22 protein-coding genes and 1 pseudogene are annotated in these 20,616 nt (G+C 67.5%); 8 read left to right on the top strand and 15 right to left on the bottom strand.

Going from position 1 to position 20,616, the window contains the following annotated elements; genetic code table 11:
• The first annotated feature begins 217 nt into the window (after positions 1–217).
• Entirely contained in the window at positions 218–1,438 is a 1,221-nt protein-coding gene (locus tag QZM67_RS25880; protein WP_175021982.1) for a CaiB/BaiF CoA-transferase family protein, read from the top strand.
• Positions 1,439–1,492: 54 nt separating this feature from the next.
• Here QZM67_RS25880 and QZM67_RS25875 read toward each other — a convergent pair whose 3' ends face one another.
• Complete coding sequence (locus tag QZM67_RS25875; RefSeq protein WP_301807654.1) at positions 1,493–2,071, bottom strand: alpha/beta hydrolase; 579 nt, start codon at positions 2,069–2,071, stop codon at positions 1,493–1,495.
• 179 nt (positions 2,072–2,250) lie between these two features.
• Positions 2,251–2,460, bottom strand: a complete 210-nt coding sequence (locus QZM67_RS25870; RefSeq protein ID WP_011351716.1) for an ornithine acetyltransferase — start codon at positions 2,458–2,460, stop codon at positions 2,251–2,253.
• A gap of 244 nt (positions 2,461–2,704) precedes the next feature.
• On the opposite strand from QZM67_RS25870, the gene QZM67_RS25865 reads away from it, so the two are divergent.
• Positions 2,705–4,414: a glutamine--tRNA ligase/YqeY domain fusion protein gene (locus tag QZM67_RS25865; RefSeq protein ID WP_043182460.1), complete on the top strand. Its 1,710-nt coding sequence runs from the start codon at positions 2,705–2,707 to the stop codon at positions 4,412–4,414.
• 132 nt (positions 4,415–4,546) lie between these two features.
• On the opposite strand, the gene QZM67_RS25860 is transcribed toward QZM67_RS25865, so the two are convergent.
• From QZM67_RS25860 to QZM67_RS25850, 3 genes are all read right to left on the bottom strand, one after another.
• The gene (locus QZM67_RS25860; protein ID WP_301807749.1) at positions 4,547–5,017 is read right to left on the bottom strand and encodes an NUDIX hydrolase; all 471 of its coding nucleotides are present in this window, start codon (positions 5,015–5,017) and stop codon (positions 4,547–4,549) included.
• Positions 5,018–5,028: 11 nt separating this feature from the next.
• The gene (locus QZM67_RS25855; protein WP_301807652.1) at positions 5,029–5,415 is read right to left on the bottom strand and encodes a hypothetical protein; all 387 of its coding nucleotides are present in this window, start codon (positions 5,413–5,415) and stop codon (positions 5,029–5,031) included.
• Between the two features lie 113 nt (positions 5,416–5,528).
• Positions 5,529–6,914: a cytochrome-c peroxidase gene (locus QZM67_RS25850; protein ID WP_301807650.1), complete on the bottom strand. Its 1,386-nt coding sequence runs from the start codon at positions 6,912–6,914 to the stop codon at positions 5,529–5,531.
• A gap of 225 nt (positions 6,915–7,139) precedes the next feature.
• Between QZM67_RS25850 and QZM67_RS25845 the strand changes: the two genes are divergently transcribed.
• Positions 7,140–8,726: an acid phosphatase gene (locus QZM67_RS25845; protein WP_301807647.1), complete on the top strand. Its 1,587-nt coding sequence runs from the start codon at positions 7,140–7,142 to the stop codon at positions 8,724–8,726.
• 108 nt (positions 8,727–8,834) lie between these two features.
• Here the strand turns inward: QZM67_RS25845 and QZM67_RS25840 are convergent, their stop codons facing one another.
• The 8 genes and pseudogenes from QZM67_RS25840 to QZM67_RS25805 form a co-directional block, all read right to left on the bottom strand.
• A complete protein-coding gene (locus QZM67_RS25840; protein WP_301807747.1) occupies positions 8,835–9,137 on the bottom strand; it encodes a DUF3331 domain-containing protein in 303 nt (100 codons plus the stop codon).
• Positions 9,126–9,296, bottom strand: a pseudogene (locus QZM67_RS25835) (DUF3331 domain-containing protein); the annotation flags it as partial. The gene QZM67_RS25840 and the pseudogene QZM67_RS25835, both read right to left, overlap by 12 nt.
• A 93-nt stretch (positions 9,297–9,389) precedes the next feature.
• Entirely contained in the window at positions 9,390–10,862 is a 1,473-nt protein-coding gene (locus QZM67_RS25830) for an alginate export family protein (RefSeq protein ID WP_301807643.1), read from the bottom strand.
• Positions 10,859–11,557: a YoaK family protein gene (locus tag QZM67_RS25825; protein WP_301807640.1), complete on the bottom strand. Its 699-nt coding sequence runs from the start codon at positions 11,555–11,557 to the stop codon at positions 10,859–10,861. Before QZM67_RS25825 ends, QZM67_RS25830 begins: the two co-directional genes overlap by 4 nt.
• Entirely contained in the window at positions 11,554–12,468 is a 915-nt protein-coding gene (locus QZM67_RS25820; protein ID WP_043182448.1) for a VOC family protein, read from the bottom strand. The genes QZM67_RS25825 and QZM67_RS25820 overlap by 4 nt, the downstream gene beginning before the upstream one ends.
• Positions 12,469–12,494: 26 nt before the next feature.
• Positions 12,495–12,956, bottom strand: coding sequence for a DoxX family protein (locus tag QZM67_RS25815; RefSeq protein ID WP_301807637.1), 462 nt, complete (start codon positions 12,954–12,956; stop codon positions 12,495–12,497).
• A 1-nt stretch (position 12,957) separates the two neighbouring features.
• The gene (locus QZM67_RS25810; protein WP_301807634.1) at positions 12,958–14,847 is read right to left on the bottom strand and encodes an amidohydrolase; all 1,890 of its coding nucleotides are present in this window, start codon (positions 14,845–14,847) and stop codon (positions 12,958–12,960) included.
• An 18-nt stretch (positions 14,848–14,865) separates the two neighbouring features.
• Positions 14,866–15,033: a DUF1427 family protein gene (locus tag QZM67_RS25805; RefSeq protein ID WP_043182444.1), complete on the bottom strand. Its 168-nt coding sequence runs from the start codon at positions 15,031–15,033 to the stop codon at positions 14,866–14,868.
• Between the two features lie 98 nt (positions 15,034–15,131).
• Between QZM67_RS25805 and QZM67_RS25800 the strand changes: the two genes are divergently transcribed.
• The gene (locus QZM67_RS25800; protein ID WP_043182443.1) at positions 15,132–16,055 is read left to right on the top strand and encodes a LysR family transcriptional regulator; all 924 of its coding nucleotides are present in this window, start codon (positions 15,132–15,134) and stop codon (positions 16,053–16,055) included.
• Positions 16,056–16,118: 63 nt separating this feature from the next.
• Here QZM67_RS25800 and QZM67_RS25795 read toward each other — a convergent pair whose 3' ends face one another.
• On the bottom strand, positions 16,119–16,805 hold the full coding sequence (locus QZM67_RS25795; protein ID WP_175021967.1) for a hydrolase: 687 nt from the start codon (positions 16,803–16,805) through the stop codon (positions 16,119–16,121).
• A gap of 274 nt (positions 16,806–17,079) precedes the next feature.
• Here QZM67_RS25795 and QZM67_RS25790 point away from each other — a divergent pair, with 274 nt between their 5' ends.
• From QZM67_RS25790 to QZM67_RS25775, 4 genes are read left to right on the top strand one after another with little or no spacing between them, the layout of a single operon-like run.
• On the top strand, positions 17,080–17,340 hold the full coding sequence (locus tag QZM67_RS25790) for a XapX domain-containing protein (RefSeq protein WP_043182440.1): 261 nt from the start codon (positions 17,080–17,082) through the stop codon (positions 17,338–17,340).
• 25 nt (positions 17,341–17,365) lie between these two features.
• The gene (locus QZM67_RS25785; protein ID WP_301807627.1) at positions 17,366–18,946 is read left to right on the top strand and encodes a sodium:proton antiporter; all 1,581 of its coding nucleotides are present in this window, start codon (positions 17,366–17,368) and stop codon (positions 18,944–18,946) included.
• Positions 18,947–18,991: 45 nt separating this feature from the next.
• Positions 18,992–19,384 (top strand): OsmC family protein, encoded by a 393-nt coding sequence (locus tag QZM67_RS25780; RefSeq protein WP_043182438.1) that lies wholly within the window; start codon positions 18,992–18,994, stop codon positions 19,382–19,384.
• A gap of 31 nt (positions 19,385–19,415) precedes the next feature.
• Complete coding sequence (locus QZM67_RS25775; protein WP_301807622.1) at positions 19,416–20,300, top strand: pirin family protein; 885 nt, start codon at positions 19,416–19,418, stop codon at positions 20,298–20,300.
• Positions 20,301–20,310: 10 nt separating this feature from the next.
• Here QZM67_RS25775 and QZM67_RS25770 read toward each other — a convergent pair whose 3' ends face one another.
• Positions 20,311–20,595, bottom strand: a complete 285-nt coding sequence (locus tag QZM67_RS25770; RefSeq protein ID WP_301807620.1) for a hypothetical protein — start codon at positions 20,593–20,595, stop codon at positions 20,311–20,313.
• Between the last annotated feature and the right edge of the window lie 21 nt (positions 20,596–20,616).

Genomic DNA, 20,616 nt, shown 5'->3' with positions numbered 1-20,616 from the left:
AAACGCCGGCGCCCTTGGCGGGACGCGCGGCGGCATGGATTCGGAAACGATCGATTATACGGGATCGGGGCCGGCTTCCGGGCAAAGCGCCGGCAAAGCGGCTCGGCCCTCCCGCCGGCCCGGCTGGGCCACTCGCGCGGCCAATTCGCCTTAAGATGCTCGGCATGCCAACCGGCCTTGCCCGACAAGGCCAGCCATGAAAGGAGACGATTCGACGATGGGTGCCCTGAGCCATATCCGCGTGCTGGACCTCACCCGCGTGCTCGCGGGCCCGTGGTGCGCACAGACGCTTGCCGATTTCGGCGCGGACGTGATCAAGGTCGAGCGCCCCGGCGCCGGCGACGACACGCGCCACTGGGGGCCGCCGTACCTGAAGGACGCGGACGGCGCGGATACCGCCGAGGCCGCGTACTACCTCGCGGCAAACCGCAACAAGCGCTCGGTGACGGTCGACATCGCGACGCCCGAGGGCCAGCAGATCGTGCGCGAACTCGCCGCGCAGAGCGACGTCGTGCTCGAGAACTACAAGGTCGGCCAGTTGAAGAAATACGGGCTCGATTACGAGTCGCTGCGCGCGGTGAAACCCGACCTCGTCTACTGCTCGGTCACCGGCTTCGGCCAGACGGGCCCGTACGCGCACCGCGCAGGCTACGACTTCATCATCCAGGGGATCGGCGGCTTCATGAGCATCACCGGCGAGCGCGACGGCGAGCCGGGCGGCGGCCCGCAGAAGGCCGGTGTCGCGATCGCCGACCTCGCGACCGGCCTCTATTCGACGATCGCGGTGCTCGCCGCCCTCGCGCACCGCGACCGGACCGGCGAAGGTCAGTACATCGACATGGCGCTGCTCGACGTGCAGGTCGCGCTGCTCGCGAACATGAACACCAACTTCCTCGCGAGCGGCAAGCCGCCGGTGCGCTGGGGCAATGCGCATCCGAACATCGTGCCGTACCAGACGTTCCAGACGCGCGACGGGTGGATCATCGTCGCGGTCGGCAACGACGGGCAGTTCCGCAAGTTCGTCGAGGCCGGCGGACAACCCGAGCTGGCCGACGACGAGCGTTTCGCGACGAATCCGTCGCGCGTACGGCACCGCGACACGCTGGTGCCGATCCTCGCGGAGATGGTGAAGGCGCGCGACAAGGCCGACTGGATCGGTGCGCTCGAAGCGGCCGGCGTGCCGTGCGGGCCGATCAACGATCTCGACGAGGTGTTCGACAACGAGCAGGTCGTCGCGCGCGGGATGCAGGTGTCGCTGCCGCACCCGTGCGGCGCGGACGCGAAGCTCGTGCGCAACCCGATCCGGATGAGCGCGACGCCGCCCGACGCACGCACGGCCCCGCCGCTGCTCGGCGCACAGACCGACGACGTGCTGCGCGACATGCTCGGCTACGACGACGCGAAGATCGCCGGATTGCGGGCGAAACAGGCGATCTGAGCGGCGAGCCGGACGGATTGCGCCCGGTTCGTCCGGGCGCAGCGGAGAAGGCGGCTACGGCCGCCCTCCTTCGTGCGCTCGGCTCTCGCGATCGAGCGCGTCGAGCCAGCCGCGCGCGTCGGGCCAGTCGCCGAGCCCGCTGTCCGCATTGATGTGGCCGCGCGGGCCGATCTCGTGGAATGCGCTCCCCCATGCGTTCGCGCAGGTGCGGGCGAACGCGAGCGAGCCGTACGGATCGTCGCTGCTCGCCGCGACGCAGGTCGGAAACGGCAGCCGTTCGTACGGCACGGGCCCGAAGCCATGCGCATCGGCCGGAAACGCGGGGCCGGCCGGATCGGGCAGCGCGACGAGCAGCGCGCCGCGCACCTTCGCGAGCGCGGCCGGGCGCGCATAGCGCGTCGCCCACCACGCGGTGGTCAGCGTGCCGAGGCTGTGCGCGGCGATCAGCACCGGCCCGGGCGCGGCCTCGACCGCGCGGTCGAGTGCAAGACACCAGCCGTTGCGGAACGCACGCTCCCAGTCGGGCATCGCGATGCGCACGAAGCGCGCGTCGGCGCGCTCCCAGCGGCTTTGCCAGTGGAGCGGGCCCGAGTTGGCGTAACCCGGCAGGACGAAAACGGGGGAATGGCTCATGGAAGGCGGCGTCGACGCATGGAGTCGTGATGAAATGTCGACGCAGTGTCGCACACCCGTTCCTCCCTGATGCTGCCTGTCTGAAACCGGAAGGATGTGCGTGGGGTCGGGACGCATTCGGAACCGCGTCGCGACCGGACGGCAAGCCGCCTGGCAGGCGGCTCGCGTCATGTCATTGGTCAGCGCACGTTTGCGCCGACGATACCGCCCGCCGCGGCGCCCGCGACCGTGCCGAGCGGGCCGCCCGTCACCAGGTAGCCGAGCGCGCCGCCCGCGGCCGCGCCGATACCGGCATTGCGCTGCGTATGCGTCATCGCGCATGCGCCGAGTTGCGACAGGGCCGCGACGATCACGGCGGTACGAACGATAAACGTGGTCTTCTTCATCATGATTTTTAGTTTCCTCCCGCCGCGCGGTAACCCGAACGGCGGCATTGAATCGGTGAAGCCATCATAGGCAACGCCAAACGGCCCGAGCAATCCGATTTACGTCGTGTTACAGCCGACACAATATCGAGATAATCGGTCGAAACCCGCGTCTGCCATGCCGCAAGCCGCGCGGGACGGACCCCGGTCAGGTAGAATCACGGGATTAAACCGGCGCGACGCGCCGACACAACCTGACGCCATCCGCATGAGCACCGAACGCAACGACGCCCCCGCGGCTTCCAATTTCATCCGCAACATCATCGACGACGACAACCGCACCGGCAAATGGAGCGGCCGCGTCGAGACGCGCTTCCCGCCCGAGCCGAACGGCTATCTGCACATCGGCCATGCCAAGAGCATCTGCCTGAACTTCAGCGTCGCGCGCGACTACGGCGGCGTGTGCCACCTGCGCTTCGACGACACGAACCCGGAAAAGGAAAGCGTCGAGTACGTCGACTCGATCGTCGACGCGGTGCGCTGGCTCGGCTTCGACTGGCGCAAGGACGCGGTCGATCACCAGTACTTCGCGAGCGACTACTACGACAAGCTGTACGAGTTCGCCGAGCTGCTGATCCAGCGCGGCAAGGCGTATGTCGACAGCCAGAGCGCCGATGAAATGCGCGCGAACCGCGGCTCGCTGACGGAAGGCGGCAAGCCGTCGCCGTTCCGCGAGCGCACGCCGGCAGAAAACCTCGACCTGTTCCGCCGCATGAAGGCCGGCGAGTTCAAGGAAGGCGAGCATGTGCTGCGCGCGAAGATCGACATGGCTTCGCCGAACATGAACATGCGCGACCCGGTGATCTACCGGATCCGCTATGCGCACCACTACCGCACCGGCGACGCGTGGTGCGTGTACCCGATGTACGACTACACGCACTGCATCTCGGACGCGCTCGAAGGCATCACGCATTCGCTGTGCACGCTCGAGTTCGAGGATCACCGCCCGCTGTACGACTGGGTGCTGAACGAACTCGCGGAAGCCGGCATGTTCACGCGCCCGCTGCCGCAACAGATCGAATTCTCGCGACTGAACCTCACGTACGCGATCACCAGCAAGCGCAAGCTGCTGCAGCTCGTCACCGAAGGCCACGTCGACGGCTGGGACGACCCGCGGATGCCGACGATCGTCGGCGTGCGCCGCCGCGGCTTCACGCCGGAGAGCATCCACCTGTTCTGCGAGCGCATCGGCGTGACGAAGATCGACTCGTGGATCGACATGAGCATCTTCGAAGGCGCGCTGCGCGACGACCTCGACGACAAGGCCGCGCGTACCGTCGCGGTGCTCGATCCGCTGAAGCTCGTGATCGACAACTATCCGGAAGATCTCGAAGAGGCGTGCACGGCCCCCGTGCACCCGCATCATCCGGAACGCGGCGTGCGCACGTTCCCGATCTCGCGCGAGCTGTGGATCGAGCGCGAAGACTTCGTCGAAAACCCGCCGAAGGGCTATTTCCGCCTGTTCCCGGGCAACAAGGTGCGCCTGCGCTACGGCTACGTGATCGAATGCACGGGCTTCGACAAGGACGCCGACGGCAACGTGACGGCCGTGCACTGCAACTACTTCCCGGACAGCAAGTCGGGCACCGAAGGCGCGAACACGTACAAGGTCAAGGGCAACATTCACTGGGTCAGCGCGAAGCATGCGCAGCCGGCTGAAGTGCGGATCTACGACCGCCTGTTCAAGGAGCCGCATCCGGACGCGGGCGGCGCGAACTTCCTCGAGGCGCTGAACCCCGATTCGAAGAAGATCGTGCACGCGTACGTCGAGCCGGGCAACGGCGACATCGCACCGGAAACGCGCCTGCAGTTCGAGCGTCACGGCTACTTTGTTGCGGACCGCGTCGATTCGAAGCCGGGCAAGCCGGTGTTCAACCGGATCGTCGGGCTGCGCGACAGCTGGGGCAAGCCGGCGTAACGGCGTGCTTCGCACGCGGCTTCGCAAGCCGCCGTCGCGTGCCCATAAAAAAACCGGCCTCAGGGCCGGTTTTTTTATTGTGTGCTTTGAAGCGAAGCCAGGTCACGTGGCAGCGGAAACCGCCACGCTCGCTCACCCACCGGTCAACCGCCGATGCAACTCCACCAGCGACAGCTTCGTGCGAAACAGCCGCGCGAGGCTGCGGCTCGCATACGCATCGACGTCGGCGGGCGCGGTCCAGCGATACGCATCCATCTCGGGAATCATCGAGCCGTCACGACGGCTTGGAAACAGCGACGTGCACGTACACTGCGCGGGATCGATCTCGCCTTCGGGCACCCGCACCGCGAACAGGTGCAGGTCCTTGTCGTGCCGGTACGCGAAACGGCCGAGATCGAGCAAGCGGGCCGGCGCGAATGCAATGCCGGTTTCCTCGAGCAGTTCACGCAGCGCCGCGTCGGCCGGCGTCTCGCCCGGCTCGCCCTGCCCCTTCGGGATGTCCCAGTGCGTGGTATCCGTCGCGTGCGCGAGGAACACGCGGCCGGCCGCATCGAGGATCACGACGCCGCACGATACCGTGCGCGGCGCACCGCCCCGCTTCATCACGTGCGTACTCAGCGCTTCTGCAACTGCCACTTGCCCGCGTCGGTCTTGCAATAGACGGGCTTGAGCGTCATCGTCTGGCCCTTCGCGGTGATCTCGGTGGCGATTTCACGGCAGGTCTTGCCGTCGGTTTCCGACGTGCTCGGCGTGAGCTTCGCATCGATCTGCGTGCCGCGGCCGCTGCTCTGCCACGTTGTGGTCTCGCCGTCCTTGCCTTCGTCGCGCACCTGCACGACAGCCTTCGAGAGCGACGCACGGTCGGTCTTGCTGAAGTAGCTGAGCGGCGTGTCGTTCAGGAAGTTCAGGTTGTTCTGCGCATGGGCAGGCAGCATCGCGGCTGCGCACGCGGCGCCGGCCAGCACACGCGTGACGACGGAAAGGGATGCACGCATCGACATGTTGTTCTCCTTGGATGTTCGATCGAACGGCGCAGTGTGCATGCCGGCGAACCGGCACGCACACTGCGCCTGTCAGCGAGCGAGGATAGCATGCGTGCCGTCGACGCCGCCTTCTAGTGGCCGGCCGGCGCGGCCGTTTGCTGATATCCGTCAGTCAGCGTACCCAGGAACGCAATCACGTCCTTGATCTCGGCTTCGTTCAGCGCGGGCTGCTCGCCGTGCTTGCGGTCGAACGGCGCCTCGCGATTGATGTTCGGCCAGTAGCGCTTGGGCAGGTCGTCGTAGATCTGCACTTTGCCGTGCACGACCGGATAGAACTTCTCCGGATGGATGTCGCGCTCGACGTAGAAGCGCATCACGTCCTCGAGCGTGTGATACACGCCGTTGTGGAAGAAGGTCTTGCGCAGCGCGACGTTGCGTAGCGACGGCGTACGAAACAGCCCGCAGAATTCGTCGCGACCCTTCAGGTCGGTACGCTCGGGGCCGCACGCGCCGAGATCGTAGAAGCGCGGGTCGCGATTGACGGGCAGCGCGCGGTTGCGCGGCACCGCGACCGCGATCAGCCCGAAATCGCTGAACTGCGGCGGCGTGCCGTCGAGCGCGCGCTGGCTGATGTGGCAGCTCGCGCAATTGCCCTTCTTCTCGTCGTTGAACAACTGCAGCCCGCGCAGTTCAGCCGGCGTGAGCTGCGCATGGCCGGCGAGATACGCGTCGTACTTGCTCGTGTACGGCGAGAACAGTTCGGGTGTCTGCTCGAACGTCTCGAGCGCGCGCAGCACGGCCTTGAACGTGGCCGCGTCGTCGTCGAGCACCTTCACGCCGAACACCGCGCGGAACTCGTCCGCATACGGCGCGGCCTTCACGGCCTGAGCGACCTTCGCGGGCGAGCTGTTCATCTCGAACGGCGACGTGAGCGGAATGCGCGCCTGCTCGGCGCCCGTGTCGACGCGGCCGTCCCACGTGAGGCCGCCCGTCGGGCCCGCATCGACGCTCTCGTCGCCTTCGTCGTCGGAATCGTGGAAGTGTTCGGTGAACTGCGGCACGCCTTGCAGGTACTTGAGCGACGGCACTGCACGAAAGCCCGGACGTTTCATGTCGTCGCCGCCGAATTGCACGGCCAGCGCGTTGGGCGGGCCGAATGCGTGATCGGGGCTGTGGCACGACGCGCACGCGAGCTTGCCGGAACCTGACAGCGTAGGGTCAAAGAAAAGTTGCTTGCCGAGCGCCGTCATCCGGCGCACGCCTTCGTAAACTTGTGCCCGCGTCTGCGGCTGGTTCGTTTCGACCACCGCGCCGCTCGCGGCAACAGTTGCGGACGCAACCACATTGGCGGCGCCCAGTGCACTCGCCGCGCTGGCGGCCTGTACGGTCGGCGCACCCGCCCCCGGCTGTCCGTCACAGCCGGCAAGGGTTGCAAGCGTGGTGGCCAGCGCGAATGCGCCGGTCAGGTGCAGCCACGAACGCGCGAACGCGCCGGCTGTCGGTTGGCGAGGCTTCATCGATTCGTCGGAAAGTGGGTTCAGGAGCGGCCGGAGTTTATGTCAGCCGCATGACCGTTACATGACGACCAATCGACAGCTAATCGAAAGGACGCCTACACCCGGCTGTCAAATCGCACCCTCAAAATGCTTACAGCCGGACATGCCACGGTTACCCTCGCGAACCGGCGGTACACGAATGCTCCGGTTCCCCACGCGACGAGAGAGAGATAGAGAGTACAACGGATGAAAAACCACGCCTGGATTCGCTTTACACCGATCGCCGTTGCCGCGGCCGCCGCCCTCACCGCCTGCGGCGGCGACGACGTGCAGCAGCAAGGCCTGTCGACGGTGAAGAACGTCGTCGTGATCTACGCCGAGAACCGCAGCTTCGATAACCTGTACGGCAACTTCCCGGGCGCGAACGGCCTGCAGAATGTGACTGCGGCAAGCGCGCAGCAGAAGGACCGCAACGGCCAGCCGCTCGCGACGCTGCCGAAGGTCTGGGGCGGCCTGACCGCGAAGGGCGTCACGCCGGCCGTGACCGAAGCGATGACGGCCAACCTGCCGAACGCGCCGTTCGCGATCGACGACCCGAACGGTTTCAATACGTCGATGAGCGTGACGACGCGCGACCTGTATCACCGCTTCTACGAGAACCAGATGCAGATCAACGGCGGCAAGAACGACATGTTCGCCGCCTGGGCCGATTCCGGCGGCCTCGTGATGGGCCACTACACGCCCGACGCGACGAAGCTGCCGCTGTGGAAGATCGCGCAGCAGTTCACGCTGGCCGACAACTTCTTCATGGGCGCGTTCGGCGGCTCGTTCCTGAACCACCAGTACCTGATCTGCGCGTGCGCGCCGTTCTACGCGAACGCGGACAAGAGCCCGGCCGCCGGTTCGATCTCGGCCGTCGCCGCCGACGGCAAGTCGCTGCAGCTCGCGACCAACTCGCCGGCTTCCGCGCTCGACGGCATTCCGAAGTTCGTGAACTCGGGCAACCTGACGCCGGACTTCTACGCGATCAACACGATGCAGCCGCCGTACCAGCCGAGCGGCAACAAGGCGGCTTCGGGCGGCGATCCGAACCTCGCCGACCCGTCGGCCGCATCGACGCTGCCGCCGCAATCGCAGCAGAACATCGGCGACCTGATGACCAACGCCGGCGTGTCGTGGGCCTGGTACAGCGGCGCATGGAACCAGGCGCTGCAGGCGGCGCAAAGCGGCACGGCGAACGTGATCTACGGCCCGAACATGACGGCGCCGAACTTCCAGCCGCACCACCAGCCGTTCAACTACTACGCGGACCAGGCACCGGGCAGCACGAGCCGCGCGCAACACCTGCTCGACGGCGGCACCGACGGCAGCGAGTTCATCAAGGCGATCGACGCGGGCACGCTGCCGCAAGTGGCGTTCTACAAGCCGCAGGGCAACCTGAACGAACACCCGGGCTACACCGACGTCGCCAGCGGCGACCAGCACATCGCGAACGTGCTCGCCCACCTGCAGGCCAGCCCGCAGTGGAAGAACATGGTCGTGGTCGTCACGTACGACGAAAACGGCGGCTTCTGGGATCACGTGTCGCCGCCGAAGGGCGACCGCTGGGGCCCGGGCACGCGGATTCCGGCACTCATCGTGTCGCCGTTCTCGAAGAAGGGCTTCGTCGACCACACGCAGTACGACACCGCGTCGATCCTGCGCTTCATCACGCGCCGCTTCTCGCTGCCGCGCCTCGCGGGCCTGCAACAGCGCGACGACGCGCTGAAGGCCAACGGCGGCCAGCCGATGGGTGACCTGACGAACGCGCTCGCACTGTCGCCGAACCTGTAACGGCGCTGCGGCACGGCAATGCACCGGCCGGCGTCATGCCGGCCGCATACGACAAAGGGCGGCTTCGGCCGCCCTTTGTCGTTGCGCGCGCAAGCACCGCGCGCCGCGTCACCAGCCGTGCTTCAGCCCGGCGCCATCGAGCGCGACCGCCAGAATCATCGCGCGAGCATTCGGCGGCGTCGGCCGTCCGCTCGGGCGGAACACATCGTCGCCGCACGCGATCCGCGCGCCCGACAGCACGCAGAAACCGGCCTGCCGTGCGCGCCCGGGTTTCCAGTGCTGCTCGCCGAAGTGCGCACGCCCCGGTTCGACCCAGCGCACGACCAGCAGCTGCGCCGAGCGCTCGAGCACCTGTACGTGCGGGCGAACCGTCGACGCGCGCGGCCGGTCAAGCGCCGCCGCCAGGATCATGGCTTTCGGTTCGAACGGCGCCCGCCCGCGGGCGCTGAAGACGGCGTCGCCACAGACGATCTTCTCGCCGGACAGCGCGCACTGGCCCGAGCGCAGCGCGCGCCCGGGTGCCCAGCGCTGCTCCGCGCCGCCCGGCGCAAGCCAGCGCACGATCAGCATCTCGTCCGAATACACGAGCACCTGCACGCGCGCATTCATCCAACACCTCGCATCGGGCAACCCATCGCCGGCGAACGCGCCCCGGCACGCGTGCTACCACCCATACTTCAGCTCGACCCCGACATAGTCGGCGTTATGCCCGCCCGCCTGGCGGATCGCATCGCCGACCTGGAAATGCACGGCCTCGACCGCACCGATCAGGTTCGCGGCGATCGTCCAGTCCGCACGCAGCTGCACGTACATCCCCGTCCACAACCCGCCCTTGCCTGCCGTACCCGGCACCACCGCGTTGCCCTGCTGGTAGACCGCATCGCCGGTCGTCTCGCGCCACTGGAACCCGAGCGCCCCGAGCAGCGACAGGTTCGGCGACGGCTTCAACGTCACCGAAGGCTTCACGTGGATCAGGTTCGAATACCCGGTGAAGCCCGCCAGCGTGAAGTAATAGCCGTTCGGGAACAGCGGATTGAAGGTTTCGACGCGGCCGTCGTGCGGATGCCGGTCGCCCGATGCCGCGTCGAGCTGCAGCGCGATGCGCGGCGACCACGGCGCGTCGAGCCGATAGCCGGCAATCGAGCCGACCGCCCACGCGCGGATCGTGCTGCTGCCGACCGTCCCCGTCTGCAGCATCGTTTCGAGATCCCAGTCGAAACGGCCTTGCGTACCGGAGTAACGCAGGTCCCACACGTCACGGCGCTCCGCGCCGCTCGCATCGAGAAAGCGCGCGTTGCTGCGGTTGTAGCGCGACCAGTAGCCCGACAGGTCGCCGGGCCCGACCGCCTTCCGCTCGAAACGCACACCGCTGAACGTGAGGTCGCGGTTCGACACGTCGTCGAACGTGGACGCGCTGCGGTTCTGCACCGGCTGCGTCGCATACCCGATGAAACGCCATTGCTGGTATTCGTAGTCGGCCCACACCGCATCGAACGCCTGCCGCACGTTCGGGCCATCGCGTGCGGCGATGAAGCGCTGCAGGTCGAACGCCATCTCCTGCCGGCCGACGCGGAACTTGAACGTGCCGCCGCCGAGCGCGCCCGTATAGGTCGCGAATGCCTGCTCGAGATCGAGCGGGTTCTTGTCGACCGGCGAGATCGTGTTCTTGCCGTATGCGCGATCGTCCTGCAACTGCACGAAGAACTGCCAGTGCTGACCGAGATGCGCATCGGCATGCACTTCGACGCGCTGGATCAGGTACGTGTCCGATTGCGCGGAACCGATGCCGAACAGCGGCGCGTCGACGGTCTCGAGACGCTCACGCAGGTTCACGCCGAGCGACAGATAGGAAGCCGGATCGTTGCCGAGCGGAATGTACTTGAGGCCGTCGAGCGGTGCGCGCGGCACGCACGGATTCGCGAGCACCGACCAGTCTTCCTGCCAGCGATTGAACAGCACGGTCGGCCGCTTGGCCGTGCACGTCGATGCGGCGCCGTCAGCGGCCGGCGCCGATGCCGGCGACGTTTCCGCGAACGCGGCGCCGCGCCCGGCGAACAGCAGCCCCGCAACGACGGACACGCGCGCGGCACGATCGAAGCGGCGGCCGCGATGCGCCTGTTCCCGATACCCGTTCATGCGCGCTCCTTCGTGATGACGCCCGCCGATTGGGCCGCGCACAGCGCGAGCGCCGCCAGCGCGCAAACGGGCGCCAGCAGCGCCAGAAAGCCGATATAGCGAAACCCGAGCGCCCCGCACGCCGCGCCGAGCGCGAACGCGACGATCGCCGGCAGCATCTTCGCGAAACGCGCGCGTGCCGCCGCGCGCACGCTGTCGGACGTGCCGGCGGACAGCATGTCGACGACGTCGAGGATCGCCTGCGTCACGTTGCCGGTCATCACGGTGTTCGGCACGCCGCCGGCACGCGGGATCACGCGCGGATGCGCGTTCTGCACGCCCATCGCGAATGCGCCGACGATGCCGGCCACGAGCGCCGGCAGGCTGTCGGGCTGCGTGACGGGTGTCGCCCACACGCCGGCCGCGCAAAAGCCGAGCAGCAGCACGGCCTGCACCGCGTGCAGCGCGCGCGTGCCCTGCCATGCGGGCCGTGCGGACATCGAGCGTGCGATCAGGCTGCTCGCGATCACGCCGCACACGAACGCCGGAAACACGCTCAGCTTCAGCACGACGCCCTGGCCGAAGCCCGCGATGCCCGCGCCGATCAACACGAAGTTGCCGGTCACGTGCGCGGTGAACAGCCCGAACAGCGCGACGAAGCTCAGCGTGTCGACGAAGCCGGCCACCGCGGCAAGGATCGTGTCCTCGTGCTTCATCGCGCCGCGCTCGCGTGGATCTCTGCGACGTAGCCGCCCGGGAACTGCACGAGCGCCGCGTCGCGGCCGTCCGACGTGAACGGCGGCACGAGCACCGTCACGCCCGCGGCCTGCGCCTTCTTCAGCGTCGCGGCGAGATCGGGCACTTCGTAGCCGGTCATCTCGCGACCAAACGGGTAAGGCAGGTGGCCGTCGGTCACGAGCACGGTCATCTTGCCGAAGCCCGATTCGATGCGGATGCGACGGTAGGTCTCGTTCGGCCGGCCGATCTCGATGCCCGGTGCCTTGAGGGTGTCGGATACCACCTTGCCGTTCGAGAACTTGACGAAATCGTGGACCAGCTTGCGCACGCTTTCCGGCGATACGTACACGCGGTTCTCGGGCACCGTCTCCAGCGCATCGTAGTGCGGTGCTTCGGTATGCCAATAGAGTTGCATGTTCAGCCCGCCGGTCCAGCGGATGATCGCGTCGCGGCCGATCGGATCGGGGAACGTGTCGACGATCACGTCCGCGCCGTGCGCACGCGCCGTCTTCATCGCGACGTCGAGATCGGTGACGAGGTAGCCGGTGCGCTCCGCGCAGAACGGATACGGGATCGGCGTCTTGAAGCCGAACACCGAGACCGTGCCGACCGGCGTGAGCACGAGCTGCGACATCGTCTGGCTCGGCGTGGGCGTGACCTGGAACACACCCTGCTTCGACTTCTTGCCGCCGAAGGTCGCGACGAAGCTGTCGGTGAAGCGGTCGAAATCGTCCGGCGACACGCACACGTGGGTCGTATCGTACTGCGGCCCGACGGCCAGCACCGGCACCGGCGCAGCGACGACCGGCGGCTTCGCGAACACGACCGGCGCGACGGCAAGACCGCCCGCGATCATCGCGGAGAGCAATACGGAACGAAGGGTTTTCATGACAGGATTTCCTGGTTGTTTCATCGTCATCGAGTAGTGCGGCCGTCGCCGGCCAGGTGCTTCGCATCGGCGAGCATGGTCGCGAGCACGAGTGCGGCGATCAGCCCGAGATGCTCGAAAAAGCTGTTGAGCGCCATGAAATGCTCGGCGCCCGTGCGGTTCCAGAAATCGTTCGCGACCGCCATCGCGACCAGCGTCAGCATGCCGAGGCTGCCGGCGCCGAGCCACGTGAAGCGGCCCAGCACGATGCACAGCGAGCCGGCGATCTCGACCGCGATCGCCAGCGCCGCCCATAACGCCGCCGGCTGCAGCCCGAAATGCGCCTGCTCCGCGACCGCGCCGTCGAAGTCCAGCGCCTTCGCGACCCCGCCGATCAGGTACGCGGACACCAATGCCAGACGCGCAAGCGGCAGGACCCACGGCTGCGCGAGCAGCGCGCGAATCCACGCCGGGTTGCCGACACCGCCTCGATCGGTCGGGGCCGCCATGTCAGACCGCCCAGCACGAACAGCCGAACGCGCCCCAGAAGCCCTTCGCGTCCGACGTCGGCAACGTGCGGCCCCATGCGCCCGCATGCGCGTGCCCGTGCACGTTGCATGCGCTCGCGCAGCCGCACATCGCGGCGGCCGCCGCGCGCTGCAGCGGCGCGCCGTTGCGCTGCGTCGCGCCCCAGCCGCCGTAGCCGCCGTACTCGCGCACGGGCGACCAGTCGGGCATCGCGGGCGGAATCGGCGCATCGTGCGACGCGAACGGCCCCGCGCCCCACACGATGCGGCCGCCGACCACCGTCAGCAACGCCGTCGTATCGACGATATCGTCCTCCGCGCACGTGAAGAAATCGCGATCCGGAACCATCAGGTCGGCAAGCTGGCCCACCGCGATACGCCCCTTCTTCCCCTCCTCGTTCGAGAACCACGTCACGTACTCGGTCCACATGCGCAGCGCGGTCTCGCGATCGAGCAGGTTGCGCTGCGGATACATCCGCAGGCCGCCGACCGTCTTGCCCGTCACGAGCCACGCGAGCGACACCCACGGGTTGTACGACGCCACCCGCGTCGCGTCGGTGCCGGCCGACACCTTGATTCCCTTGTCGAGCATCTTCGCGACGGGCGGCGTCGCCTCGGCCGCGCGCGCGCCGTAGCGCTCGACGAAATATTCACCCTGGTACGCCATCCGGTGCTGCACCGCAATACCGCCGCCCAGCGCGGCAATGCGATCCATCGATTTTTCGGAAACGGTTTCCGCGTGATCGAAGAACCAGTTCAGACCGGCAAGCGGAATGTCCTTGTCGACCTTTTCGAACACGTCGAGCGCGCGGCTGATCGTTTCATCGTAGGTCGCATGCATGCGCCACGGCCAGCGATTCTGGGCGAGCACGCGCACGACGCCTTCGAGATCGTCCTCCATCTGCGCCGGCAGGTCCGGACGCGCGACGCGAAAATCCTCGAAATCGGCCGCCGAGAACACCAGCATCTCGCCCGCGCCGTTGTGGCGGAAATAGTCGGTGCCGTCGTGGTACTTGACGCTCTTCGTCCAGTTCACGAAGTCTTCCTTCTCCGCATTCGGCTTCTGCGTGAACAGGTTGTACGCGATCCGCACCGTCATCTCGTTGGCATCGTGCAGCTTGCGGATCACCTCGTAATCGTCGGGATAATTCTGCGAGCCGCCGCCTGCGTCGATCACGCCCGTCACGCCCAGGCGATTGAGTTCGCGCATGAAGTGGCGGGTCGAGTTGTACTGGTACTCGAACGGCAGCTTCGGGCCTTTCGCGAGCGTTGCATAGAGGATCGTCGCGTTCGGGTTGGCGAGCAGCAGGCCGGTCGGGTTGCCCGCGTCATCGCGCAGGATCGTGCCGCCCGGCGGCTCGGGTGTGTCCTTGGTGTAGCCGACCACCCGCAGCGCGGCCGCGTTCAGCAGCGCGCGGTCGTACAGGTGCAGGATGAATACCGGCGTATCGGGTGCGACCGCATTGAGCTCGTCGATCGTCGGCAGGCGCTTCTCGACGAACTGGTGTTCGGTGAAGCCGCCGACCACACGCACCCATTGCGGCGCAGGCGTGATCGCGACCTGGTGCTTCAGCATTTCCATCGCGACCGCGAGCGAACGCACGCCATCCCAGCGCAGCTCGAGGTTGTAGTTCAGACCGCCGCGAATCACGTGCGTGTGGTTGTCGATCAGCCCCGGCAGCACGGTGCGGCAGTCGAGATCGACGACCTTCGTCGCGCGGCCCGCGAGCGGCATGATGTCCGAGTCGGCACCGACCGCGACGAAGCGGCCGTCCTTGATCGCCACGGCGGTTGCGACAGGGTTCGCACGATCGAGCGTCGTGATGCGCCCGTTGTGCAGGATGAGATCGGGTTGAGTAGCGTTAGCGCTCATGAAGTGTCCTCGATGCGGTCAGAAGCCGAGCCAGTGACGGACCGGCGCGATGGCCTGGGCGCCGATCAGCATGCCGGCCAGGCCGACCAGCGCGATCAGCGGCGGTGCCGGCGAGCGCACCTTGATCACGCTGTACACGACGCCGATCAACACGCCGGCGCCCAACGAAAGTAGATAAGATTCCATAACGATATTTCTCCCGGCCGGATTAGAATCATCGGCATCGCGCGGCCGCCTTCGCGGTGCGCCGCATCCGTTCCGCTTCCCTGCCATTCGTTCCGACCATGCAACACCTTCCTGATCTCGAAGCCTGGGCCATCTTTGCGCGCGTCGCGGAGACCGGTTCGTTCGCGAAAGCCGCCGACCTGCTCGGCGTATCGCAACCGACCGTGTCGAAGGCGATCGCGCGCCTCGAAAAGCGCCTCGGCGCGATGCTGCTGTACCGCACGTCGCGCAAGCTGTCGCTCACGCCGACCGGCGAACTGCTGCGCGACCGTGCGATCCGCCTGCTCGCCGATGCGGACCTGATCGAGAGCGAAGCGTCCGCGCAGGCGCTCGAACCGCACGGCCTCGTGCGCGTGAACGCGCCGATGTCGTTCGGGCTGCGCCATCTGTCGCCGGTGCTGCCCGCGTTTCTCGAACGCTATCCGCGCGTCGACATCGACCTCGTACTCACCGACCACATCGTCGACATCGTGTCCGGCGGCTTCGACGTCGCGATCCGCATCGCCGAGCTGAGCGATTCGTCGCTGCGCTCGCGCCGGCTCTGCGCGGTACGCCGCCCGCTCGTCGCGTCGCCCTCTTACCTCGACCGGCGCGGCCGCCCGACGCATCCGAGCGACATCGAACAGCACGTGTGCCTCACCTACACGAACCTGCCGACGCCGGAGTACTGGCGCTTCCGCCAACCGGCTTCGGGCGACGAGTTCGGCGTATCCGTGCACGGCCGCATTCGCACCAACAACGCGGACGTGATCCTCCCCGCGCTCGTCGCCGGTCACGGCCTCGCCCTTCAGCCCGAGTTCCTGGTGTGGGACGCGATGCAGCGCGGCGAGCTCGAGGAAGTGATGTCCGACTGGAAGATCGCCGACATCAACGTCAACCTCGTCACGCCGCCCGGCATGCTGCGCGCCGCGCGCGTGACGGTGCTGCTCGACTTCCTCGCGGAACGCTTCGTGCACGCACCGTGGGCGCTGCCCGTCAGCTGAACGCGCGACGGCCCCTGGCAGGCGATCGTCGCGACCATCGCGACGATCGCGGCCGGCGGCCCGTTACTTCGCCGGGACCGCCGCGAGCGACTCGTGCGGCGTCGCGGTGCGTTGCGGTGCCTTGTGGACCATCGTGTACGCGTAGTCGACACCCATCCCGTAGGCGCCCGAGTGCTCGCGCACGACGGCCATCACCGCGTCGTACGTATCGCGGCGCGCCCAGTCGCGCTGCCACTCGAGCACGACCTGCTGCCACGTGACGGGCACCGCACCGGCCTGCACCATCCGTTGCATCGCGAAGTCGTGCGCGTCCTTCGACGTACCGCCCGACGCGTCGGCCACCATGTAGATCTCGTATTCGCCTTCAAGCATCGCGCACAGCGCGAACGTCGTATTGCAGACCTCGGTCCACAGGCCCGACACGATCACCTTCTTGCGGCCATTCGCGGCCAGCGCATCGCGCACCTTCTGGTCGTCCCACGAGTTCATCGACGTACGCTCCAGCAGCGGCTGGTTCGGGAACACGTCGAGCAATTCGGGGTACGTGTGGCCGGAGAAACTTTCGGTCTCGACCGTCGTGATCGTGGTCGGGATGTTGAATGCCTTCGCGGCCTTCGCGAGACCGACGACGTTGTTCTTCAGCGTCTGGCGATCGATCGACTGCACGCCGAACGCCATTTGCGGCTGCTGGTCGATGAAGATCAGCTGGCTGTTCTGCGGAGTAAGTACTTCAAGTTTCGGATTGCTCATGGCGCAAGTCGTCCTGTGAACGAAAAAAGGGGGGCCTGCCTCGACCGCGACAGCGGGAGGAGCCTGGGGTGCATCGGTGCCGGGTCTTCTTCCGGCTCTAAATATTTAAGCCGCAAACGCGCGGCACGAACATCCAAGAAACGGAATCGATCCGATTCCGGAATCGACGCCTGTTCGGGGCGATCCGGCCTTTTTTTCTTCACGCAAACCCGATACGCTTTCAAGACCTTGACGGCGCGCACCGCGCCACTCGTCTGCCATCACGGGGCTCGCCATGAAACCGTATTTCCTGTCGCTATGCGCCGGCATCCTCGCCGGCGTCATCTACGGCGCGCTCGGCGTGAATTCGCCGGCTCCGCCGATCATCGCGCTCACCGGCCTGCTCGGCATGCTGGCCGGAGAACAGATCCTGCCCGTCGCGAAACGGATGTTCGCGGGCCATCGCCTGAACACCGCATGGCGCGATGCACAATGCAGCCAGCACATGTTCGGCGCACTGCCGGGCGGCACCGCGAACGACCGCAAGCCGTCGTGATGGCCCTCGTCGCACACGGCCACGCATGACCAACGTCGAGCTGTTTCATTACCTGCTGCTGTTGATTTGCGGTGCGGGCGCGCTCACGTGGCTCGCCGAGCGGATTTCGATTCCGCCGGCCGTCGTGCTGCTGCTCGGCGGCTGCGTGGTCGCGGTCGCCGGCAAGCGCGTGCCCGACATGGACCCGGCGCTGCTGCTCGCGGCCGTGCTGCCGCCGCTGCTGATGTCGAGCGGGTTCTACACCGCGTGGAAGGAATTCCGGCAGGAGCTTGCATCGATCGCGTCGCTCGCGCTCGGCGCGGTGGTGTTCACGACCGTCGCAGTCGCGCTCGCCGTGCATGCCGCGAACCCGGCGTTGCCGTGGGCCGCATGCTTCACGCTCGGCGCGATCGTGTCGCCGCCGGACGCGGTCGCCGCGAAGGCGATCCTGCAGCGCCACCCGCTGCCCGCGCGGCTCGTCGCGGTGCTCGAAGGGGAAAGCCTCGTCAACGATGCATCGGGCCTGCTGCTGTACCAGATGGCCGTGTCGGCCGCGCTTGCCGTGTCGATCACGGCCACGAGCGCCACCGGGCTGTTCTTCTCGCTCACGCTGATCGGCATCGCAGTCGGCCTCGCGTGCGGCCACGCGATGAGCTGGGTGCTGCCGCGCCTGCGCGATCCGATGCTCGGTATCGTCGTGACCTTCGCGATGGCGTGGGGCAGCTACGGGATCGCCGAAGCCGTCGACGGCTCGGGCGTGCTGTCGGTCGTCACCTGCGGCCTCGTGCTCGGCGTGCGCCAGCATCGCGTGTTCGACGCCGACATGCGGATCAAGGCGAAGGCGACCTGGGAAGCGATCGTGTTCGTGCTCGATGCGCTCGTCTTCATCCTGATCGGCCTCGCGTTGCACGCGATCCTCGCGCGCGTGAACCACGAAGGCGCGGTGCTGATGGCCGGCCTGCGCGTCGCGCTGCCCGCCACCGCCGCTGCGATCGCCGCGCGCATCGTCTGGGTGTTCGTCGCGATGTGGCTGCCGGGCCGCCTGCGCGCGCCGCGTGCCGGCCATGCCCCGTGGTCGTGGCGCGAGGCTATCGTGCTAGGCTGGTCGGGCATGCGCGGTGTCGTGAGCCTCGCGGCCGCGATCGCACTGCCCGCCAACTTCCCCGGCCGCGACCTGATCCTGTTCAGCACGTTCCTGCTGATCATCGCCACGCTCGTCGTGCAGGGCGGCACGCTCGCGCCGCTGATCCGCGTGCTGAAACTGCGCCCGGCCGCGCGGCACACAATGTCCGAGCATGCGGTGCGCGCGTATGCGTTCGGCGCGGCGCTCGCCGAACTCGACGCGCTCGAACAACGCGGGTCGAGCCTCGAGCGGCCGTCGCTCGACCGCCTGCTCGACGAATACCGGAACCGCGTTACCTTCAACGAACGCGCGCATCGCCACGGCGCCGAGCCGGCCAATGTGCGCTCGCGCATGCTGCGCGTCGAACTCGAGCTCGTCGGCGTGTCGCGCCGCGCGCTGCTCGACCTGCATCGCGACGGCAAGGTCGACGACACCGTGCTGCACCGGATCGAATCGGAACTCGATTTCGAGGAACTGCGGCTGCAACGGCTGCTCGAACCGTAACGCCCGGCCAAGCCGCCGGCCTCCCCCTTTTCCCATGGAATTGCAATGAGCGAACTGTCCGTCGAAGCGAGCATCGGCTCCGTCGATTACCTCGTCCACTTCAGCGATGGCGTCCACCAGTGGCGCGCCGACGAACCGGCGCCGCTCGGCGGCGGCGATGCCGCGCCGACGCCCGTCGCACTGCTGCTGTCGAGCCTCGGCGCATGCACCGCGATCACGCTGAAGATGTACGCGCAACGCAAGGGCTGGCCGCTCGCCGAAGTGCACGTGAAGCTCGCACACGAATCCGGCAGCGCGGGCAGCACGATCGTGCGCCGCATCACGCTCGACGGCGACCTGTCCGACGAACAGCGCGAACGCCTGCTGCAGATCGCGAACGCGTGCCCGGTGCACAAGATCCTCACGCATCCGATCACCATCGACACGGCGATCGCCTGACGCGTCCCGCCTCGACCACGAGATCCCCACCATGTCCGCCTCGATCAAGACCCTGCTTACGCCGCGCGAAAGCGACATCGGCAACCTCGTCGTGCGCCGCGTGCTGCCCGCGCGTGCCGCGCGCCTCGTCGGCCCGTTCATCTTCTTCGACGAGATGGGGCCGGCCGTATTGCCGGCCGGCCGCGGCATCGACGTGCTGCCGCATCCGCACATCGGCCTCGCGACCGTCACCTACCTGTTCGACGGCTCGCTGATGCATCACGACAGCCTCGGCTTCCGGCAGAAGATCGTGCCGGGCGACGTGAACTGGATGACGGCCGGTCGCGGCATCGTGCATTCGGAGCGCTCGCCCGACGAAGACCGGCCGCGCGAGCAGCCGGTCCACGGGATCCAGACCTGGGTCGCGCTGCCGGTCGAGCATGAAGACACCGCACCCGCGTTCGTCCACCATCCGGCCGACACGCTGCCGTCGTTCACGCGCGACGGTGCGAGCGTGCGCGTGATCGCGGGCACCGCGTTCGGGCTCACGTCGCCGGTCGCCGTGTTCTCACCCACGCTCTATGCGTATGCGGAATTCGCGGCAGGCGGCACGCTGGCGCTCGATGCCGAACATGAGGAACGCGGCGTGTATCTGATCGACGGCGACCTGACCGTCGACGGCACGCCGCTCGCCCCCGCGACGATGGCCGTGCTCGAACCCGGCGCGACCGTGGCGCTCGCCAGCACGAACGGCGCGCGCGTGATGCTGCTCGGCGGGGCGCACCTGCCGGGCGAGCGGTTCATCGAATGGAATTTCGTGTCGAGCGCACGCGCGAAGATCGACGCGGCCCGCGCGGCGTGGGCCGACCAGACCTTCGGCAAGGTGCCGGGCGAAGAAGACGAGTGGACGCGCCAGCCGGAACGTCGCGCGCAGTAACGCGCCGCCGTCAGGACCCGCCGCGGTAGATCGGAGCCGGCCGCGGCGGCGACTGATCGACAAACACCTGTGCGCCCGGCGGCAGTTCGCGCAGGCAGACATAGGCCACGCCGTCCGGATAGAGGCGCCCGCTCGCGAGATGCTTCCCGTCGCGATCGAAGACATGCACCATCGCGTCGTCGGACACGATCCGATCGGGAACCTTCACGGTCAGATACTTGATGCACTGGCGTTTCCTCGCCTGTGCGGCGCCCGGCGCCGCCAGCGCGAGCGCCACGATCGCGAGCGCGGCCACGCGGGCCGCCCCCGCGCACGG

This window comes from Burkholderia sp. AU45251 (assembly GCF_030482905.1).
In the GTDB taxonomy this organism is placed as follows: domain Bacteria; phylum Pseudomonadota; class Gammaproteobacteria; order Burkholderiales; family Burkholderiaceae; genus Burkholderia; species Burkholderia aenigmatica.
The sequence above is the reverse complement of the archived record's forward strand: the minus strand, read 5'-3'. Positions and strand labels throughout refer to the sequence as shown.

Coding starts and splice junctions, on each gene's coding strand:
- QZM67_RS25820 (WP_043182448.1), bottom strand. CDS start 12,468: ATGAAAACCCTTCGTTCCGTATTGCTCTCCGCGATGATCGCGGGCGGT.
- QZM67_RS25775 (WP_301807622.1), top strand. CDS start 19,416: ATGTCCGCCTCGATCAAGACCCTGCTTACGCCGCGCGAAAGCGACATC.
- QZM67_RS25845 (WP_301807647.1), top strand. CDS start 7,140: ATGAAAAACCACGCCTGGATTCGCTTTACACCGATCGCCGTTGCCGCG.
- QZM67_RS25800 (WP_043182443.1), top strand. CDS start 15,132: ATGCAACACCTTCCTGATCTCGAAGCCTGGGCCATCTTTGCGCGCGTC.
- QZM67_RS25875 (WP_301807654.1), bottom strand. CDS start 2,071: ATGAGCCATTCCCCCGTTTTCGTCCTGCCGGGTTACGCCAACTCGGGC.
- QZM67_RS25780 (WP_043182438.1), top strand. CDS start 18,992: ATGAGCGAACTGTCCGTCGAAGCGAGCATCGGCTCCGTCGATTACCTC.
- QZM67_RS25785 (WP_301807627.1), top strand. CDS start 17,366: ATGACCAACGTCGAGCTGTTTCATTACCTGCTGCTGTTGATTTGCGGT.
- QZM67_RS25840 (WP_301807747.1), bottom strand. CDS start 9,137: ATGATCCTGGCGGCGGCGCTTGACCGGCCGCGCGCGTCGACGGTTCGC.
- QZM67_RS25855 (WP_301807652.1), bottom strand. CDS start 5,415: ATGTCGATGCGTGCATCCCTTTCCGTCGTCACGCGTGTGCTGGCCGGC.
- QZM67_RS25850 (WP_301807650.1), bottom strand. CDS start 6,914: ATGAAGCCTCGCCAACCGACAGCCGGCGCGTTCGCGCGTTCGTGGCTG.
- QZM67_RS25790 (WP_043182440.1), top strand. CDS start 17,080: ATGAAACCGTATTTCCTGTCGCTATGCGCCGGCATCCTCGCCGGCGTC.
- QZM67_RS25870 (WP_011351716.1), bottom strand. CDS start 2,460: ATGATGAAGAAGACCACGTTTATCGTTCGTACCGCCGTGATCGTCGCG.
- QZM67_RS25795 (WP_175021967.1), bottom strand. CDS start 16,805: ATGAGCAATCCGAAACTTGAAGTACTTACTCCGCAGAACAGCCAGCTG.
- QZM67_RS25830 (WP_301807643.1), bottom strand. CDS start 10,862: ATGAACGGGTATCGGGAACAGGCGCATCGCGGCCGCCGCTTCGATCGT.
- QZM67_RS25810 (WP_301807634.1), bottom strand. CDS start 14,847: ATGAGCGCTAACGCTACTCAACCCGATCTCATCCTGCACAACGGGCGC.
- QZM67_RS25860 (WP_301807749.1), bottom strand. CDS start 5,017: ATGAAGCGGGGCGGTGCGCCGCGCACGGTATCGTGCGGCGTCGTGATC.
- QZM67_RS25880 (WP_175021982.1), top strand. CDS start 218: ATGGGTGCCCTGAGCCATATCCGCGTGCTGGACCTCACCCGCGTGCTC.
- QZM67_RS25805 (WP_043182444.1), bottom strand. CDS start 15,033: ATGGAATCTTATCTACTTTCGTTGGGCGCCGGCGTGTTGATCGGCGTC.
- QZM67_RS25815 (WP_301807637.1), bottom strand. CDS start 12,956: ATGGCGGCCCCGACCGATCGAGGCGGTGTCGGCAACCCGGCGTGGATT.
- QZM67_RS25865 (WP_043182460.1), top strand. CDS start 2,705: ATGAGCACCGAACGCAACGACGCCCCCGCGGCTTCCAATTTCATCCGC.
- QZM67_RS25825 (WP_301807640.1), bottom strand. CDS start 11,557: ATGAAGCACGAGGACACGATCCTTGCCGCGGTGGCCGGCTTCGTCGAC.